This window comes from Bradyrhizobium sp. BR14999 (assembly GCF_056106085.1).
The window spans coordinates 1,148,950-1,166,025 of record NZ_CM148536.1; the positions used below are offsets into that span (position 1 = coordinate 1,148,950).

Annotated in this window: 14 protein-coding genes and 1 riboswitch; of the genes, 6 read left to right on the forward strand and 8 right to left on the reverse strand. The window is 65.1% G+C overall.

What is annotated here, in order from left to right; translation table 11 throughout:
* Positions 1-32: 32 nt before the first annotated feature.
* The 3 genes from ACR9YP_RS05415 (at position 33) to ACR9YP_RS05425 (ending at position 3,484) form a co-directional block, all read left to right on the forward strand.
* Positions 33-1,019 (forward strand): NAD-dependent epimerase/dehydratase family protein, encoded by a 987-nt coding sequence (locus tag ACR9YP_RS05415; RefSeq protein WP_438103680.1) that lies wholly within the window; start codon positions 33-35, stop codon positions 1,017-1,019.
* Between the two features lie 383 nt (positions 1,020-1,402).
* Positions 1,403-2,683, forward strand: a complete 1,281-nt coding sequence (locus ACR9YP_RS05420) for a PQQ-dependent sugar dehydrogenase (RefSeq protein WP_438103679.1) — start codon at positions 1,403-1,405, stop codon at positions 2,681-2,683.
* A gap of 207 nt (positions 2,684-2,890) precedes the next feature.
* On the forward strand, positions 2,891-3,484 hold the full coding sequence (locus ACR9YP_RS05425; protein ID WP_438103678.1) for a c-type cytochrome: 594 nt from the start codon (positions 2,891-2,893) through the stop codon (positions 3,482-3,484).
* 211 nt (positions 3,485-3,695) lie between these two features.
* On the opposite strand, the gene panE is transcribed toward ACR9YP_RS05425, so the two are convergent.
* The 4 genes from panE to ACR9YP_RS05445 form a co-directional block, all read right to left on the reverse strand.
* On the reverse strand, positions 3,696-4,619 hold the full coding sequence (gene panE / locus ACR9YP_RS05430; protein ID WP_438103677.1) for a 2-dehydropantoate 2-reductase: 924 nt from the start codon (positions 4,617-4,619) through the stop codon (positions 3,696-3,698).
* Between the two features lie 92 nt (positions 4,620-4,711).
* Positions 4,712-5,320 (reverse strand): 2-hydroxychromene-2-carboxylate isomerase, encoded by a 609-nt coding sequence (locus tag ACR9YP_RS05435; protein ID WP_438103676.1) that lies wholly within the window; start codon positions 5,318-5,320, stop codon positions 4,712-4,714.
* Positions 5,321-5,415: 95 nt separating this feature from the next.
* Complete coding sequence (locus ACR9YP_RS05440) at positions 5,416-6,765, reverse strand: MATE family efflux transporter (RefSeq protein WP_438103675.1); 1,350 nt, start codon at positions 6,763-6,765, stop codon at positions 5,416-5,418.
* An 85-nt stretch (positions 6,766-6,850) separates the two neighbouring features.
* Positions 6,851-7,438 carry a DUF2239 family protein gene (locus tag ACR9YP_RS05445; RefSeq protein WP_438103674.1) on the reverse strand — a complete coding sequence of 196 codons (588 nt, stop codon included), beginning with the start codon at positions 7,436-7,438 and terminating at the stop codon, positions 6,851-6,853.
* 161 nt (positions 7,439-7,599) lie between these two features.
* Between ACR9YP_RS05445 and ACR9YP_RS05450 the strand changes: the two genes are divergently transcribed.
* Positions 7,600-8,265: a glutathione S-transferase family protein gene (locus ACR9YP_RS05450; RefSeq protein WP_438103673.1), complete on the forward strand. Its 666-nt coding sequence runs from the start codon at positions 7,600-7,602 to the stop codon at positions 8,263-8,265.
* A 76-nt stretch (positions 8,266-8,341) separates the two neighbouring features.
* Here ACR9YP_RS05450 and ggt read toward each other — a convergent pair whose 3' ends face one another.
* On the reverse strand, positions 8,342-10,093 hold the full coding sequence (gene ggt / locus ACR9YP_RS05455; protein WP_438103672.1) for a gamma-glutamyltransferase: 1,752 nt from the start codon (positions 10,091-10,093) through the stop codon (positions 8,342-8,344).
* A 101-nt stretch (positions 10,094-10,194) separates the two neighbouring features.
* Between ggt and ACR9YP_RS05460 the strand changes: the two genes are divergently transcribed.
* Positions 10,195-11,580 carry an MFS transporter gene (locus ACR9YP_RS05460; protein ID WP_438103671.1) on the forward strand — a complete coding sequence of 462 codons (1,386 nt, stop codon included), beginning with the start codon at positions 10,195-10,197 and terminating at the stop codon, positions 11,578-11,580.
* A gap of 123 nt (positions 11,581-11,703) precedes the next feature.
* Here ACR9YP_RS05460 and purH read toward each other — a convergent pair whose 3' ends face one another.
* From purH to ACR9YP_RS05475, 3 genes are all read right to left on the reverse strand, one after another.
* Positions 11,704-13,296, reverse strand: coding sequence for a bifunctional phosphoribosylaminoimidazolecarboxamide formyltransferase/IMP cyclohydrolase (gene purH / locus ACR9YP_RS05465; protein WP_438103670.1), 1,593 nt, complete (start codon positions 13,294-13,296; stop codon positions 11,704-11,706).
* 25 nt (positions 13,297-13,321) lie between these two features.
* A riboswitch (ZMP/ZTP riboswitch) is annotated at positions 13,322-13,403 on the reverse strand.
* 59 nt (positions 13,404-13,462) lie between these two features.
* Positions 13,463-15,181, reverse strand: a complete 1,719-nt coding sequence (locus ACR9YP_RS05470) for a heparinase II/III family protein (RefSeq protein WP_474219161.1) — start codon at positions 15,179-15,181, stop codon at positions 13,463-13,465.
* A gap of 158 nt (positions 15,182-15,339) precedes the next feature.
* Complete coding sequence (locus ACR9YP_RS05475; RefSeq protein WP_474219163.1) at positions 15,340-16,686, reverse strand: RsmB/NOP family class I SAM-dependent RNA methyltransferase; 1,347 nt, start codon at positions 16,684-16,686, stop codon at positions 15,340-15,342.
* 189 nt (positions 16,687-16,875) lie between these two features.
* Here ACR9YP_RS05475 and ACR9YP_RS05480 point away from each other — a divergent pair, with 189 nt between their 5' ends.
* Positions 16,876-17,073 carry a DUF1674 domain-containing protein gene (locus ACR9YP_RS05480; RefSeq protein ID WP_438103669.1) on the forward strand — a complete coding sequence of 66 codons (198 nt, stop codon included), beginning with the start codon at positions 16,876-16,878 and terminating at the stop codon, positions 17,071-17,073.
* The last annotated feature ends 3 nt before the right edge of the window (positions 17,074-17,076 follow it).

Genomic DNA, 17,076 nt, shown 5'->3' on the forward strand with positions numbered 1-17,076 from the left:
TCCACGCCACTGGCGGCTGTATGGGGTCTCACATGACAATTCTGGTCACGGGCAGCGCAGGTCACCTCGGGGAGGCCATCCTGCGGACACTCCGGGCGCGCCGCTCACCTGCGCGCGGGATCGATCTGAAGCCATCGCCCTTCACCGATGCCGTCGGCTCGATCGTCGACCCAGGCTTCGTCCGGCGCCAGATGGCGGGCGTCACCACGGTGATCCACACTGCGACGCTGCACAAGCCGCATGTGGCGACCCACGGCAAGCAGGATTTCGTCGACACCAACGTCACCGGCACGCTCAATCTGCTCGAGGCGGCCGCGGCCGCCGGCGTGAAGAGTTTTGTCTTCACCAGCACCACCAGCGCGTTCGGCTCGCAGCTCAGGCCGGAGGCGGGACAGGCTGTCGTCTGGGTCAGCGAGGACCTGCCGCCGGTGCCGAAGAACATCTACGGCACGACCAAGCTGATGGCCGAGAACCTCTGCGAGCTGTTCTTTCGCGAGCGTACCCTGCCGGTCGTCATCTTGCGGACCTCGCGCTTCTTTCCGGAAGCCGATGACGATCCGGCGATGCGGTTGGCTTACACAACCGAGAACGCGCAGGCCAACGAGCTGCTCTATCGCCGGCTGGATATCGCGGATGCGGTGAGCGCCCACCTGCTCGCCGCCGAGCGCGCGCCCAGAATTGGGTATGCCCGCTACATCGTCTCGGCCACGAGCCCGTTCGAGCAACGCCATCTCGCCGCGCTCGCGCGCGATGCCGCCAATGTCGTGCGCGAGCTCTATCCGGAATGTGTGCAGCTGTATGCGGCGCGCGGCTGGCGCCTCTTCCCTGAGATCGATCGCGTCTATGTCAACGAACGCGCGCGGCGCGAGCTGGGCTGGCGGCCCGAATTCGACTTCGCGCATGTGCTGCGCAGCCTGCATGGTGACCGCGATTTTCGCAGCGCGCTGGCGCGCGAGATCGGGTCGAAAGGCTATCATGACACGGTGTTCGACGACGGACCCTATCCCGTCGTCTCGTAAGCGTCGCGATTGCTATTTTGCTCGACGCTTCAAATGTCTGTCCGGTGTCACCGAGAACAACCCGGCCTGAGCCGTTCTACTGTGCATGGGGTTGTTTTCGCATTTTTTGTTGATCCCACCCCTCGAGCCGCCTGCAAACGATCCGCGCGCCAACTTGATTCCGCGCTGCAGCGAGAGCGTTGTCGCCGCGCCGTTCGCTGCGCATTGACGTTCCGTCTCAATTTTCTCGGAGCGCAATCGCGGTGCACGCGGCGCGCTTCTCACCGTTCGCAGATGTGCTAACCTTTTTGCGTCTGTCGTCCTGACCGACCCAAAACTTCGCCTCTCGACTAGCAAAATAAAATAACGTGCAGCCCTGACGGCTGCCTTAGGGGAGTGACGCGATGAAATTCCATAAATCCGTCTTTCAATCCGTTCTGGCGCTTGCAGCGGTTGCCCTTCTCGCGGGGACCAGCGCTGGCAATGCGCAACAGCAGGACAAGAACCGGGCGCTGAAGAAATACGAATCCGGCACCAAGGAGTTCTGGACCCATCCGCCAGACGACTGGTTCCTCGGCGACGAGACCGAGGCGCAGAAGGGCCTCGCACCGCCCTCAGGTCCGCCGACCGGCGCGTCGGAGGCCGAGCTCGCGGCGATGATGAAGAAGATCAAGCTGCCGCCGGGCTTCAAGATCGAGGTCTACGCGCCCGGCGTGCTCGCCGCGCGGCAAATGGCCTGGGGCGACAAGGGCACGCTGTTCGTCGGCTCGTTCGGCCTCGGCAACGTCTATGCCATCAAGGACAACAACGGAAAGAAGGAGGTCAAGACCGTCCTCAAGGGGCTGAACATGCCCACCGGTCTCGCCTTCAAGGATGGCGCGCTCTACGTCATCGCCGTCGACAAGCTGATCCGCTACGACGACGCCGAAGCCAATCTCGACAAGCTCGGCGACGGCAAGGTCGTCTACGACGACATGCCGTCCTATGCCGCGCATGGCTGGAAATACATCTCGGTCGACAAGGATGGCTGGTTCTTCCTGCCGTTCGGGCCGCCCTTCAATATCGGCATGCCGCCGACCAGCGTCGCGCAGATCCGGCGCGTCGATCCCAAGACCGGCAATGCCGAGATCTGGGCGCTCGGCGTCCGCAACTCCGTCGGCGGCGACGTCGATCCGCGCACCGGCAAGTACTGGTTCACCGAGAATGCCCGCGACTGGATCAGCGACGATCTGCCGTCAGACAAGCTGAACATGATCAACAAGATCGGCGAGCATTTCGGCTATCCCTATTGCCACCAGGGCAATCTGCCCGACGACAAGTTCGCGATGGGCCACAAGTGCTCGGAGTTCACGCCGCCGGTGCTGAATCTCGGCGCGCATGTCGCTCCGCTCGGCATGAAGTTCTATACCGGCGACCAATTCCCCGCCGAGTACAAGAACAACATCCTGATCGCCGAGCACGGCTCCTGGAATCGCCACAAGTATCAGGGCGCGCGCATCGTGCGCGTGATCGTCGGGCCCGACGGCAAGAACCCCAAGCAGGAGATCTTCGCCTCCGGCTGGCTCGAGGGTGACCAGGGCTATCTCGGCCGTCCCGCCGACATCATTCTCGCCAAGGACGGCTCGATCCTCGTCGCCGACGACTGGGCCGGTGCGATCTACCGCATCAGTTACATCAAGAAGTAGCGCGACGTAACGGGAAGGCTGCGACCGGGCGACGGTCGCAGCCTCTTTCATTCTCAAAGTCCCATGCCGTCGTTCCGGATTGCGCGCGACTTGCGCGCAAGTCCGGAACCCATACCCACGAGCGGGGGTTATGGATTATCCGATGCGCAATTGCGCATCATAGCTCGTGCCCCAGAATGACGAACTTGACAGATCGGAATTCCCATCATGCGCCGGAAGTTCATCTCGCACGCAATCAGCGCGGTTGCGCTCCTGACGCTCGGCGCCCTTTCCGTAAGCGCCGCCGATGATTCCGCGATCAAGGAGAAGGCGGCTGCCTGCGCCGGCTGCCACGGCGAGAACGGCATCTCGCAGACCGAGAACATTCCCTCGCTGGCCGGTCAGCCCGATCAATTCCTGCAATGGCAGCTGGTGTTCTTCCGCGCCGGCTCGCGCAAGAACGAGCAGATGCAGCCGATCGTCGAGGAGATCAACAACGAGGACATCCGCAATTTCGGCGCCTATTTCTCGCAGCTGGCGCCGCCGAAGGGACCGGAGGACGGGAATCCGGACCTGTCGAAAAAGGGGGCGCAGGTGGCTGCCGGCCGCCGCTGCGCCTCATGCCATACGGACAGCTATGCTGGTACCAAGGCTGTGGCGCGGCTCGCGGGTCAACGCGAGGAATATCTGGTCAAGGCGCTGCACGACTATAAAGCGGGCCAGCGCGTCGGCGGCGGCGTCGCCGCCATGGCCGATGTCGCCTATCACATGAGCGATGAGGAAATCACCGCCGTCTCGCACTATCTGGCGTATTTCAAATAGCGCTGGGCGTCGCCGCAATCTCCACTGTCGTCCCGGACAAGCGCGCCTCAAGCGCGCGTAGATCCGGGACCCATAACCACAGGATTGTATTTGGCGAAGACTCGTGGTGACCAGCCTGCCCACAATCACGTCCTGTGGTTATGGGTCCCGGATCTGCGCTCCGCTTCGCTGCGCTTGTCCGGGACGACAGCTGAGAGTGTAGCTGCTGCCCCTACCCCGCCAGCTGCTTCTCATACGCCTTCAGATGCGTATAGGCGATGCGCAGCTTCGGCACCGGCACCTTGGCAGCATCGCCGCGTGCGATGAGATCGCCGATGACGTGATCGGCTTCGACCGGCAGGCCCGCCTTGATGTCGCGGAACATGGATGCCGTCATCGGCGAGCCCTCGGTGGTCAAATTGCCCTTCACGCGTTCGAAGAATGGTCCGCCCGGTGCGTAGCCCGACGCAGAGGCGATCGCGCTGGTCTCGTCCAACATGCCGAGCAGAAAGTCCCTGCCGCCCGGGGCGGCGAGGATGTTGCCGACGGAGGTGCGCATCAGGCTGGTGGATGCCGCGAGCGTCGAGAGGAACACCCACTTCTCCCACATGTCCTGCATGATGTTCTGGCTGGCGGAGGCGCCATTGATGCCGCTCCTGAAGGCCTCGTCGATCGCCTTGACGCGGTCCGACAGCTTGCCGTCGCGCTCGCCGTAATTGATCGATTGCATCGGCTGCAGCTGCACCACCTCGCGCTTCTCGTTCAGCGTCGCGGCGATGGCGCAGAGCCCGCCCAGCACCCGCCCGGCGCCGAATTTCTGGTCGAGGACGTCGAGATGCTTCATGCCGTTGAGCATGGGGATGATCGCGGTGTTCGGCCCGACGGCGGCCGCGAACGACTTGATGGCGTCGTCGAGGTCGAACGCCTTGCAACTGAGCAGCACGACGTCGAATTTTTCCGCGAGCTTGTCCGCTTGCACGGTCGGCGGGTCCTTCAGCGTCACATCGCCATTCGGGCTCTTGATAACGAGGCCGGCGCTCGCGAGCTCGCTGGCGCGGCGCGGCCGGACTAGGAAGGTGACGTCGCGGCCGGCCTGCAACAGCCTGCCACCAAAATAGCCGCCGATGGCGCCGGCGCCGACCACGAGGATACGCATGAGGATTGTCCTTGTTGTTTCTTCTTTGCCGTCGTCCTGACGAACGCCAGGACGACGCGAGGAGCTTGCCAGCTTTCAAAGCAATACGGAAATCACTTCCCCAGCACCATCTCCTCGACCTCGCGCAGCTGCTCCTTGCCGAAGAACATCTCGTTGCCGACGAAGAAGGTCGGCGAGCCGAACGCGCCGCGCGCCACCGCCTCCTCGGTGTTTTTGATCAGTCTGCCTTTCACCTCGGGTTCCTGCGCGCGGGCGAACAGCTTTTGCGCATCGAGGCCGGATGACGCCAGCGCCTTCGCGGCGATCTCGGGATCGTCCATCTTCTTCGGCTCGCGCCACATGTGGTGGAACGCCGCCTCGACATAGGCCTCGAACACACCCTCGAGCTGCGCCGCGATCGCCGCACGCATCAGGCTCAGCGTGTTGACAGGGAAGAACGGATTCATGACGTAGGGCTGCACCTTGAAGCGCTTGATGAAGCGCTCGGTCTCGATCGCGTGGAATTCGCGCTTGTTCTTGATGCCGGCGAGCGTCTCGGCCGGCGACTTGTTGTTGGTCGCCTTGAAGATGCCGCCGAGCAGGATCGGCACATATTCGAACTTGACGCCGATGCGTTGCTCGATCGCCGGGATCGCCAGATGGCTGAGATAGGCGTTCGGGCTGCCGAAATCGAACAGGAATTGCGGGGCTGTGCGGGTCAAATTCGATCTCCTTGGCGGCGATTTTCATCCATTTTGGCGTAGGCTGCGCCACAGGTCCACCGTTTAATGATGATCATAATACCTTGATGATTCCGTCAGATCAGACGCCGGATCGTTTGCTTGCGCCACACCACGAGGTAATAGCCCATCTGCAAAACGAGCATGGCGCAGAACACGATCGGATAGGCGGCCCATACGCCCTTAACGCCGATCGTGCGGCTCAGGATCACTGCAGACGGCAACTCGATCGCGACAATGGCGAAGATCGCCAGCAGCATCGGCGTCAAGGCGACGCCGGCGGCGCGCATGGCGCCGGAAAACACCGTGGCGAGGCCAAACGGCACCGAGCTCCACAAGGCGATGTAAAGCAGTTCCTTCGCCAGATCGAGCACGGCGCCGTCGGTGATGAAGATGCCGAGCACGGCGCGCGGTACGAGATAGATCAGCGCCACCAGCCCGCCGGTCAGCACGAGGTTGAACGCAAGGCCGGTGCGCACGATGCCGTCGAGCCGCGCCCTGTCGCCGCCGCCGATCGCCTGCGCACCGAGGATCGAGACCGCGATCGAAATCGACATCGCCGTGAACTGGGTGTAGCCCATCACCTGATTGACGGCGCCGTACGCGGCCGTGGCGTTTGAGCCGAAGCCGTTGACGAGCCCAAGCAGCACCAGCTCGGCAATCGCCATCACCACCATGCCAATCGCGCTCGGCAGTCCAATGCCGAGGATTTTTCCGAGCACGGCGCCGTTGAGCCGCAGATGACGCAGCAGTGCAGCGTCCGGTGCCAGCGCGTGCTTGTTCCGGAGCAGATAGACGGCCAGCACGATCAGCGTCAGCGCGTTGGCAATCGCAGCTGACCATGCCGGACTGGTGATGCCCGCCGCCGGCAATCCGAAGGCGCCGCGGATCAGCAGCGGCGTCAGGATCAGGGCGATCGCGGTCGACAGCGCCAGCGCGAGGAGCGGCGTCACGGTGTCGCCGACGCCGCGGATCATCGCCGTCATCAGCAGGAAGACGAAGCCAAGCGGCATGGTCAGCAGCATGATGCGGGCATAGGCGCTGGCCTGGTCGAGGATATCAGGGGGCGTCGCGAGCATGACCATCAATTGCCGGCTGAAGATCCCGCCAGCGAGTGCAACCGTTGCCGAAAGCGTTAGGCCGATCGCGAGCGTCGTGCCGACGACGAGCTTGATCCGGCCGTGCTCGCCCGCGCCAAAGGCTTGGCCGATCAGCACGGTGGCGCCGGTGCTGAGTCCCATGACGAAGGCGAACAGGAAGAACATCACCGGGAAGAAGGCCGAGACCGCGGCGAGCGCGTCGATGCCGATCATCTGGCCGAGATAGACGTTGCTGACGGTGCCGAACAGCGATTGCAGCGCGTTGCTCAGCATCAAGGGTGCGAGGAAGCGAAGAAACGTCGTCCAGAGAGGCGCGGGTGCGGACATGGATTTGTCTTTCATCAGGGCGTGCGAAGCCGTTGCCGCGCGATGCGCGGCTCGGCCGTTGATGGAGGTGAATGCTGCGCGCGCCTTAAGCGCGGTCGCTGTAGGCGAGCTTGACGATGTGATCGCGGATGTCAGTGGGCCAGTCGGCGATCAGCCCGGTGAAGCGCCGCTGGTCATCCGCGAACAGCGCGCGCGAGGCTTCCTCGAACTGCGGCAGGTTGCCGGCCATGGTCGACATGAAGTGATAGGCCGCATCGCGCGCCTTCCGCTCGCGGTCCTTGTCGCCGCTGGCGCGTCTGGCCTCGTCGACCAGCTTGCGCAGCGCGACCGAGGCGCCGCCGGCTTGCGCGTTGAGCCACTCCCAGTGCCGCGGCAGCAAAGTCACCTCGCGCGCGACCACGCCGAGCTTGGGACGGCCGCGGCCGCGCGGCTCGCTCGGCGATTCGGTCACTTCGGTTGACGGTGGCGGCGGCATGAGCTTGGTCAGCCGCGCCAGCACCTCGTGATCCTCGCCGCGCAGGTCGAAGTCGATCGACCGGCCCGTCCCGTCGTCGAAAATGATGATCGGCTGGTCCGGCTGCGACCCCGCCCGCTTGACCGCGAGTGCGACGTCGCCCGCCGCTCCCGAGGCCAGCCGGTGCTGGCCGATGAAGGCTGTGAAGGTGGCTTGCATTGGAATCATTGCCAGATTGATCGCGTCGGCAATTTTAATACCCGGGTAAATTACTGGCGTCAATATACCCGGGTGAAAATATCCGCGCCGATGGCTCGACATTGTGTCCCCAGGCTGGCACCAACGGCGCGACCGACCAAGCCAAGCTGGGGACCCGCGCGATGCTGACCGTTCACCACCTCAACAATTCCCGCTCGCAGCGCGTGCTGTGGCTGCTCGAGGAGTTGGGCGTGCCCTACGAGATCGTGCGCTATCAGCGCCAGCCGGATATGCGCGCGCCGAAGGAGCTGCGCGCCATCCATCCGCTCGGCAAGTCGCCGGTCATCACCGACAACGGCAACACCATCGCCGAGTCTGGCGCGATCATCGAGTATCTCATCGCCACCTACGGCAATGGCCGGCTGATCCCGCCGCTGAACACGCCGGAACGTCTGCGATACACCTATTGGCTGCACTATGCGGAAGGGTCGGCGATGCAGCCGCTGCTCTTGAAGCTGCTGTTCACGCTGATGCCGAAGCGCGCGCCGGCGCTGCTCCGCCCGCTGGTGCGCAAGGTCTGCAACCAGGCGCTGACCGCGCTGGTCAATCCGCAGCTCAAGCAGCACATGGATTACTGGGAAGGCGAGCTCGGCAAGAGCGAGTGGTTCGCGGGCAGCGAATTCACCGCCGCCGACATCCAGATGAGCTTTCCGCTGGAAGCAGCCCAAGCGCGCGGCGGGCTGGAGCAGGGCCACCCCAAGGCGATGGCGTTCCTGGAGCGCATCCACGAGCGGCCAGCGTATGCGCGCGCGCTCGAAAAGGGCGGGCCGTATCAGGTCGGGCGGTAAGGTACTTTCAGCGAGATCCCGGGTTCGGCTCTGCGAGCCGCCCAGCCCGCGCTGCCGCGCCATGCAAACGACGTGGTTACTGGCCCGCAGCTTCCGCACCGCGGGTGCGTGGGTCTGGCGCGCCGAGCGGCCCGTTCGCCGTGACCAGAATCGAATTAGCCGATGTCTGTCCCATCGGCTCGACGGTGAGATGGCCCATCGCCTTCAGCTCGGACAGGACATCGCTGGGAAAGCCGCTCTCGACGCGCACCTCATCCGGTAGCCATTGGTGATGCAGCCGCGGTGTAGCAACGGCAGCAGCCACGTCCATCTTGTAGTCGAGGACGTTCACGATCACCTGGAGCACGGTCGAGATGATGCGGCTGCCACCAGGCGAACCCGTCACCAGCACCGGCTTGCCGCCTCGCAGCACGATGGTCGGCGACATCGAGGACAGCGGGCGTTTTCCAGGCCCAGGCAGATTGGCCTCGAAGCCGACGAGGCCATAGGCATTGGAAGCGCCCACCGCCGCGGTGAAGTCGTCGAGCTCGTTGTTGAGCAGCACGCCGGTGCCGTCGGCAACGAGACCGACGCCATAGCTGAAGTTCAGCGTATAGGTGTTGCTGACGGCGTTGCCGCGGCCGTCGACGACGGAAAAGTGCGTGGTGTTGCTGCCTTCGCGCGGCGCGGCAGCAGCGGAAACGAGCTCTTTCGAAGGCGTGGCGCGATCGGCGGAGATCCCCGCGCGCAGCTTGGCGGCGTAGTCCTTCGCGATCAGCGTCTCGATCGGTGCGTTGACGAAGGCGGGATCGCCGAGATAGCGCGCCCGGTCCGCATAGGCGCGCTTCATGGCCTCGATCAGCAGATGCAGCGATGCCGGCGATCCCTGCTTGAGATCGGCGAGCTGAAAGCCTTCGAGGATGTTGAGCGTCTCCACCAGCACCACGCCGCCGGATGAGGGCAGCGGCATCGAGACGATATCGTAGCCGCGATAGGTGCCGCGCACCGGCGCACGGATCACCGCCTGATAGGCTTTCAGGTCGGCAGGCGTCATGATGCCGCCGGCTTCAGAGACGGCTTTGGCCAGCTTTTCCGCAACTGGCCCCTCATAGAAGCCGCGCGGCCCCTGTGCGGCGACGGCCGACAGCGTTGCGGCGAGATCGGCTTGCACCAGCCTGTCGCCCTCGCCAAGCGGCGCGCCGTCGGGACGCGAGAAGACTTTGGCCGAGGAAGGCCAGCGCGCCAGCCGCCGGTGCCAACTCGGCAGCGTATCGGCCATGTCGTCGCTGACGACAAAGCCGTCGCGGGCGAGTGCGATCGCCGGCTCGAGCAGTTGCGCCAGCGTGAACTGGCCGGAGCCGTATTTTTCCAATGCGAGCGTGAGACCTGCGACGGTGCCGGGCACGCCGACGCCGAGCGCGGAATCGCGTGACTTCGTCGCGTCAGGCTTGCCGTCCGGTCCGAGGAAGATCTGCGGCGTGGTCGCAGCTGGCGCGGTCTCGCGATAGTCGATCGTGATGTCTTCATTGCGATCGGCGGAATGGATCACCATGAAGCCGCCACCGCCGATATTGCCGGCGCGCGGATAGGTCACGGCCATCGCAAAGCCGGTCGCGACCGCGGCATCGACGGCATTGCCGCCACGTCGCAGGATGTCGGCACCGACCTGCGCCGAGATCTTCTCCTGCGCCACCACCATGCCGTGCTCGGCAGCGACGGCACGCACGGTGTCGCGCGCGGGCGGGACATAGCCCCGCCGCGCATCCTGGGCAGTCGCGGGGGCGAGACCGAGCGCCAAAGTGGCTATGACGGCGAAAAATGCCCGCCGCGTCGAATATGTCGACATCATCAAAATTTCCGTCGTGCCCCCGGGCCAGTTCACACGCGTCACGGTAATGCTATACGGTTTGCCCCGAGAGAGGCAAAACTGTTCGTGATGAGGACTGCGTGATGACGACGATTGCCCCGGATGTGCGCATGGCCGGCGTGCCGCGGACCTATCCGCCGCGCGCCGCCGTCGTCAGCTGGATCTTCTTCGATTGGGCCGCGCAGCCTTATTTCACGCTGATCACGACCTTCGTGTTCGCGCCTTATTTCGCGACCGGCATTGCGCCAAATCCCGCCACCGGCCAATCGCTGTGGGGCTTTGCGATGGCGGCCGCGGGTCTTGCGATCGCGTTGTTGTCGCCTGTGCTCGGGGCGATCGCGGATGCTTCGGGCCGCAGGAAACCATGGATTGCAGGTTTCGGCACTGTGCTGGTGTTGGCGTCCTGCACGCTGTGGATAGGCAAGCCAGGCGATTACGCCATCATTCCGCCGCTGCTCACCGCCGTCGCGCTCGCCAGCGTCGGTGCGGAATTCGCCACCGTCTTCAACAACGCGATGATGCCGACCCTGGTGCCGCCGGAGCGCATCGGGCGGCTGTCCGGCACCGGCTGGGCAACAGGTTACATTGGCGGCATCGTCAGCCTGATCATCGTGCTCGGCCTGCTCGCCGCCAATCCCGAGACCGGCCGCACGCTGCTCGGCTTCACGCCGCTATTCGGGCTCGATCCCGTCACTCATCAGGGCGACCGTGCCGCCGGGCCGTTGACCGGGCTTTGGTTCATCATCTTCGTGACGCCAATGTTCCTGTTCACGCCGGATTATCCCGCGAAGCTTCCGGTGCGCGAGGCGCTGCGCGAAGGATTGTCGGAGCTGAAGCAATCGATCAAGAGTCTGCCGCACCAGAAATCTCTTGCGGCGTTCCTGCTCGCCAACATGATCTATACCGATGGTCTGGTGTCGCTGTTTGCGTTCGGCGGCATCTATGCCGCCGGCACCTTCGGCTGGCACACGATTCAGATCGGCACGTTCGGCATCATGCTCGCGATCGCCGGTGCGTTCGGCGCATGGTTTGGCGGCAAGCTCGACGATCATCTCGGGCCGAAGCGCGTGATCGCCGGCAGCCTGCTGATCCTGCTGCTGTCGGTGGCGGCGATCTTGCTGGTCGACAAGGACAGTGTGTTGTTCGTCAAGGTCGCGCCGCCCGAGCCGGGCGCGGCGCTGTTCTCGAGCGCCGCGGAGCGAGCCTATCTGGTGCTGGGCTGTCTCATCGGCGCCGCCGGCGGCCCGCTGCAAGCCGCTTCACGCACGCTGCTGATCCGTCTCGCGCCGAAGGATCGCATCGCGCAGTACTTCGGCCTGTTCGCATTGACCGGGAAGGTGACGTCCTTCATCGGCCCGCTGTTGATCGGCATGATCACCGCCGCGACGGCGAGCCAGAAAGCCGGCATGGCCGTGCTGGTGGTGTTCTTCGTCGCGGGGTTGGGATTGTTGATGCGGGTGAGGAAGTAGCCGCAGCTCGCCGTCATTCCGGGGCGCGCGGGGCGCGAGCCCGGAATCTATCGTGCAGCGTGTCATGCGGAGAAATGGATTCCGGGCTCGCGCCAAGTGGCGCGCCCCGGAATGACGGCGACCTCAGTGCCTGAAGTGCCGCGTTCCCGTGAACACCATGGCGATGCCGTGCTCGTCGGCGGCCTTGATGACCTCGTCGTCTCGCATCGAGCCGCCGGGTTGCACCACGGCGGTGGCGCCGGCCTCGATGCAGGCGAGCATGCCGTCGGCGAACGGGAAGAAGGCGTCCGACGCGACCACCGAGCCCTTGGTGAGCGGCTCGGCGAGCTTGAGCTCACTCGCCGCGTCCTGGGCCTTGCGCGCCGCAATCCGCGCTGAATCCACCCGGCTCATCTGGCCCGCGCCGATGCCGACAGTGGCGAGATCCTTGGCGTAGATGATGGTGTTGGACTTGACGTGCTTGGCCACACGGAACGCGAATTTCAGGTCGCGCATCTCGGCCTCGGTCGGCGCACGCTTGGTCACGACCTTGAACGTCATGTCGTCGACCACGGCGTTGTCGCGGCTCTGCACCAGAAGACCGCCCGCCACCGTCTTGGCGGTCAGGCCCGGTGCCCGCGGATCGGGCAGGCTGCCGGCCAGCAGCAGGCGTAGATTCTTGCGGGCGCCGATGATGGAGATCGCCTCTTCGCTGGCGTCGGGGGCGATAATCACCTCGGTGAAGATTTTCGTGATCTCGCGCGCAGTGTCGGCGTCGAGCGGTCGGTTCATCGCGATGATGCCGCCGAACGCCGAGGTGGAATCGCAGGCCAGCGCCTTGCGATAGGCGTCGACGAGGTTCGCGCCCTCCGCGACGCCGCAGGGATTGGCGTGCTTGACGATGACGCAGGCCGCGGTGCGCTTGGCGTCGAACTCGCCGATGCATTCATAGGCCGCGTCGGTGTCGTTGATGTTGTTGTAGGAGAGCTCCTTGCCCTGCAGCTGCCGCGCCGTCGAGACGCCCGGGCGCTTGTCGGGCGTTGCGTAGAACGCGGCAGTCTGGTGCGGGTTCTCGCCATAGCGCAGCGACTGGATCAGCCTGCCGCCGAAGGCGCGGAAGTCGGGCGCGCCGATCTCGAGCTGACGGTTGAACCAGTTCGAGATCGCGGCATCATAGGCCGCAGTGCGGGCATAGGCCTTTGCGGCAAGGCGGCGGCGCAGCTTCAATGTAGTCGCGCCGTTGTTGGCGGCGAGCTCGTCGAGCACGGCCTTGTAGTCGTCGGCCTCGACCACGACGGCGACGTCATCATGGTTCTTGGCGGCGGCGCGGATCATCGCGGGGCCGCCGATGTCGATGTTCTCGATGCAATCCTCGAAGCCGGCACCCTTGTCGACCGTCGCTTCGAATGGATAGAGATTGACGACGAGGAGATCGATCGGAGCGATGCCGTGGGTCTTCATCGCCGACGCGTGCTCGGCGTTGTCGCGGATCGCGAGCAGGCCGCCATGCACCTTCGGATGCAACGTCTTGACCCGGCCGTCCATCATCTCGGGGAAGCCGGTCAGCTCGGAGACGTCCTTCACCTTGAGGCCGGCAGCGGCGATCGCCTTGGCGGTGCCGCCGGTCGAGACCAGCTCGACATTGTGTGCCGCAAGCGCCTTTGCGAACTCGATCAGGCCGGTCTTGTCGGAAACGGAGAGCAGGGCGCGGGTGACGCGGCGGGGATGGTCAGTCATGAGCAAGATCCTCTGTCTTAAGGAGTGTCTATGCCCAGGCGCGCGGCAGGTGTATCTCGCGCTTCCCGATGGTGCTCCATCCAAGGTCGCCAGTCGCGCGAGCGCGTGCTGGTTAGCAGTTTTCGACGCCCTTCACAACGATCAGATAGGGCTGAAATACGGGCATCTATAGCGGTAGTTCCGGCTCCCGCCGCGCATTTCTCCGTGCATTGGTCACCGCCGGCGAGGCGGTGGAACGCACAAAGCTCCAGCGGATCGAGGGGGCCTGCCGCGCATCCTGCCGGATCACGATCTGAGCGGTGCGGCGCGGCCCCTCATTGCCGGCCAGGAACACGCTGTCCTCGAGGTCGACCTTGTCGTCCAATGCTTCAAAGGTCCAGACGTCGCGGTTCGGCAGCACCAGCATGACGCCGCGGGCATCCGACAGGCGGCTCGCCTTCACCGCCGGATGCAGATGGAAGCGCAGCGCGAAATCGGCATCCGCGCCCTTGAAGCGTCCGCCCTGCGGCGGCGACAGCGTGTCCTCGCCGTCGATGCGCGCGCCGTCATTGGCGATCATCAGCACACGGCGGTGGATCGCGCCGAATTTAGAGAGATAGCCGTCATGCGAGGTCGTCAGCAGCGTGCCGTTCGGCACGATTTCGCGATAGCTCTCGACCTCCACCGGGCCGCTTGTCACGGGCGCGCCGTGCAGCAGCCGCTTCATCGCCGACATCTCCACGAACTGGCATGAGGAGGTGTCATGATAGGCCAGTGTCGAATGTGCCACCGTGCCGCGGGCGAACGGCCGCCAATTGTCGCGGCCCGTGGTCGGCATGCCGCAATTGGTGACGATGCGGCTGATGCCGGAGGACAGTTCGAACGAGAGGCAGCCGGCATGGGCGTCGTGGCTGACGCCGGCCGGCGGCGGCGGGCCGGTGTCGATGATCAGCGTGGTCTGGCCGGCATCGAGACGCTGGAAGCCGGTATGCGGCATGTTCGCCATCGGTGCGCCGTGGGTGTCATCATAGGCGAGCAGCGTGGCGAGCAGGTCGGACGGTGTCGCGCTCATGCCGTTGAACAGCGCGAAATTGCCGTCACCGTGACGGAAGAAGCGCAGCATCGGCATCATACGGTCGATCGCGTTGAGCAGCGCCGGCGGCGGCGCGATGTTGCGCGCCGCGAAGGTCTGCCGCAGCGGCAACAGGTCGATCAGGAGGTCGATCAGGGCGCCCGGGTTGCGGGAGATGTGTCCACCATCGGGCAGGATCTGCCGCTGCAATTCGTCGGAGAGCTTTTTCGAAGTGCTGCGGATATGGCGCGCCTGATTGGCAAGGCACAGCGCCGCGTAGCATAGTGCGATCAGCACCTGGAGCTTCGGCACCCCGTCGGGAATGTCGAGCATGGTGTAGCGCAGCAAGCGGATCTCGCGTGCGAGGGCGCGCAAGTAGCGGCGGTAGAACTTGTTGTCGGTGTCATTGAGCACCAGCGGCGCCTGCGACAACAGCGAGATCACGCGCCGTGCCAGCACGTCGGCGCGCCGCGCGACCGGACGGCGCTTGTTGGCGGGGTTCGAGATCCAGTCCTCGACCAGCGCACGCGCATTCGCGCGCGTCAGCGCGGTGTCGGCGGCGCGCAAGTGCCGCAGCCAGCCGAAGCCGAGCAGCGCGACCTCCCAATCCTCTGACGGCGGTTCGAGATCGAAGATCGAGCGGCCGTGGCAATTGACGATCTTGCCGGCGAAGACGAAGCGGCCGGCATAGATCTCAGCGGCGCGGGTCGCATCCGCGGTGCGCAGGTCATGCGGCGCGATGATCAGCCGGTCGGTGCGACTGGGCCAGACCCGCGACACCGCCACGGGCCCGCCGCTCGCGCGCGCGAGCATGTTCCGGGCGAAGCGGTTCATCACCAGCGTCGAGATACGTCTGCGTTGAGCGACCGACACGCCTTGCCTTGAAGGGGAGAGGAGGATTCCGACGAATCCTTATTAATCCCAAAATCGGACGGCTGACACCACCTTGAACGGCGCGAATCAGCATCGAGGTTGCAAAATCCGGTGCAAAATCAGGATTTAACGAGCCGGGCTGCGTAAAATCCGTCGAGCCCGCCGAGCTTGGGATCGGCGTTCGGCAGATGGCTCGGCAGGGTGCGCAGATCGCCTTCCGCGGTAAGGATTTCGTCGAGACCTGCGACCTCCGACGCCTCGATCGGAACGCGGCGAAGCGCGGGCTCTGCGGCCAGCAGCGCGGCGATGGCCTGCTCGCCCTCTTCGGGTTCCAACGAACAGGTGCAGTAGATCAGCGTCCCGCCGGATTTGAGCAGTGACAGCGATTTGCGCAGCAGCCGCTGCTGGAGCGCGGTCAGGGCGGTGATGTCGGATTCCTGCCGGAGCCATGCCACATCGGGATGACGGCGGATCGTGCCAGTCGAGGTGCAGGGCGCATCGATCAAGATGCCGTCGAAGGCCTCGGTGGGGCCGGCCCATTCCACGGCGTCAGCGACGACGGTCTCGGCCTGCAGCGACAACCGCCCGAGGTTTTCGCGCAGTCGCGCCACGCGGGCGGGTGAGCGGTCGATGGCCGTGACATGGGCGCCGGCAAGTGCCAGCTGCGCGGTCTTGCCGCCCGGGGCGGCGCAGAGATCGGCGATGGACTTGCCCTTGATGTCGCCGAACAGCCGGGCCGGCAGCGCAGCGGCGGCGTCCTGCACCCACCATTGTCCCTCGGCAAAGCCTGGCAGCATGGTCACCGAGCCATGCAGCAGCATCCGCACCGTCCCGGTCGGCAGCGTTTCGCCATGCAGGCGGCTTGCCCATTGCGCGGCATCCGACTTCACGGTCAGATCGAGCGACGGTTCGTGGCCGAGCGCGAGCGCCATGTCTCTCGCGGTCGCCTCGCCATAATGTGCGCTCCAGCGCGCGAGCAGCCAGGGCGGCAGATCCAGCGATTGCGTGGCAACTTCCTCGACCAGGGCCTTGCCCTCGCGCGCGCAGCGGCGCAGCACGGCATTGACGAGGCCGGCATACCGCGCGGCGCGCCGGTCGGATTGCACGAGGCGAACGGAGAGATCGACGGCAGCGTGGTCGGGTACATCCATCCAGAGGATCTGCGCGGCGCCGATCAACAGCGCGCTCTGCGCGCGAGGCGCATCGGAGGGAATGCCCTTGTCGAGCAGCCGGGACAGCACATGGCCGAGCGTGCCGAGCCGGCGCAGCACGGTGGCGACCAGGCGCCGCATCAGCGCGCGGTCGCGGTCGGCCAGCGTCTTCAGTCCGGGATGGGCGCCGCCGCCGTCGAGTTGGTCGTCAAGCGTGCGGTGCTTGTGCAGAACGCCGTCGACGATGTCGGCGGCAATCCGCCGCGCCGCAAGACCGGGCACTTCGGACGGAGGAACGAAACGTTGAGATGGCATGCGGAAGCAAGGTTCTGAGCGAGCGGCAGTTCCGCCGCGATGGGCGCATGCCTTAACCAACTCATCTGTGGCACGCGAATATGCCAAATGTAAGAATCGCTTCCGGCTTTTTCAGCCCTTTAGGCCCGATTTCAGGAATGCGTTATTGGACGTCGCGCTGCGGGCCGTCCTGCGCTAATAAGCCGGACCATGAGTGACCAGCCTCCCGTTCCCGATCGCAAGCCGCTGCCGCCCGCAGCCCAGCGTGCGCTGGCTGAAGCCGAGGCGCGGCGGCAGGCCGCGGCAGCCGAAGCCGAAGCGCGGCCTAGGGAGCTTCAGGGACCGAAGGGACCCGAGCCCACCCGCTATGGCGATTGGGAAAGAAAGGGCATCGCCTCCGACTTCTGAGGC

Bases quoted from the DNA above. Each gene is read 5' to 3' on its own strand.
- ACR9YP_RS05450 (WP_438103673.1), top strand. From the start codon at position 7,600: ATGCTGACCGTTCACCACCTCAACAATTCCCGCTCGCAGCGCGTGCTG.
- ACR9YP_RS05415 (WP_438103680.1), top strand. From the start codon at position 33: ATGACAATTCTGGTCACGGGCAGCGCAGGTCACCTCGGGGAGGCCATC.
- ACR9YP_RS05420 (WP_438103679.1), top strand. From the start codon at position 1,403: ATGAAATTCCATAAATCCGTCTTTCAATCCGTTCTGGCGCTTGCAGCG.
- ACR9YP_RS05480 (WP_438103669.1), top strand. From the start codon at position 16,876: ATGAGTGACCAGCCTCCCGTTCCCGATCGCAAGCCGCTGCCGCCCGCA.
- ACR9YP_RS05440 (WP_438103675.1), bottom strand. From the start codon at position 6,765: ATGTCCGCACCCGCGCCTCTCTGGACGACGTTTCTTCGCTTCCTCGCA.
- ACR9YP_RS05470 (WP_474219161.1), bottom strand. From the start codon at position 15,181: ATGAACCGCTTCGCCCGGAACATGCTCGCGCGCGCGAGCGGCGGGCCC.
- ACR9YP_RS05425 (WP_438103678.1), top strand. From the start codon at position 2,891: ATGCGCCGGAAGTTCATCTCGCACGCAATCAGCGCGGTTGCGCTCCTG.
- ACR9YP_RS05475 (WP_474219163.1), bottom strand. From the start codon at position 16,686: ATGCCATCTCAACGTTTCGTTCCTCCGTCCGAAGTGCCCGGTCTTGCG.
- ACR9YP_RS05460 (WP_438103671.1), top strand. From the start codon at position 10,195: ATGACGACGATTGCCCCGGATGTGCGCATGGCCGGCGTGCCGCGGACC.
- panE (WP_438103677.1), bottom strand. From the start codon at position 4,619: ATGCGTATCCTCGTGGTCGGCGCCGGCGCCATCGGCGGCTATTTTGGT.
- ggt (WP_438103672.1), bottom strand. From the start codon at position 10,093: ATGATGTCGACATATTCGACGCGGCGGGCATTTTTCGCCGTCATAGCC.
- purH (WP_438103670.1), bottom strand. From the start codon at position 13,296: ATGACTGACCATCCCCGCCGCGTCACCCGCGCCCTGCTCTCCGTTTCC.
- ACR9YP_RS05445 (WP_438103674.1), bottom strand. From the start codon at position 7,438: ATGCAAGCCACCTTCACAGCCTTCATCGGCCAGCACCGGCTGGCCTCG.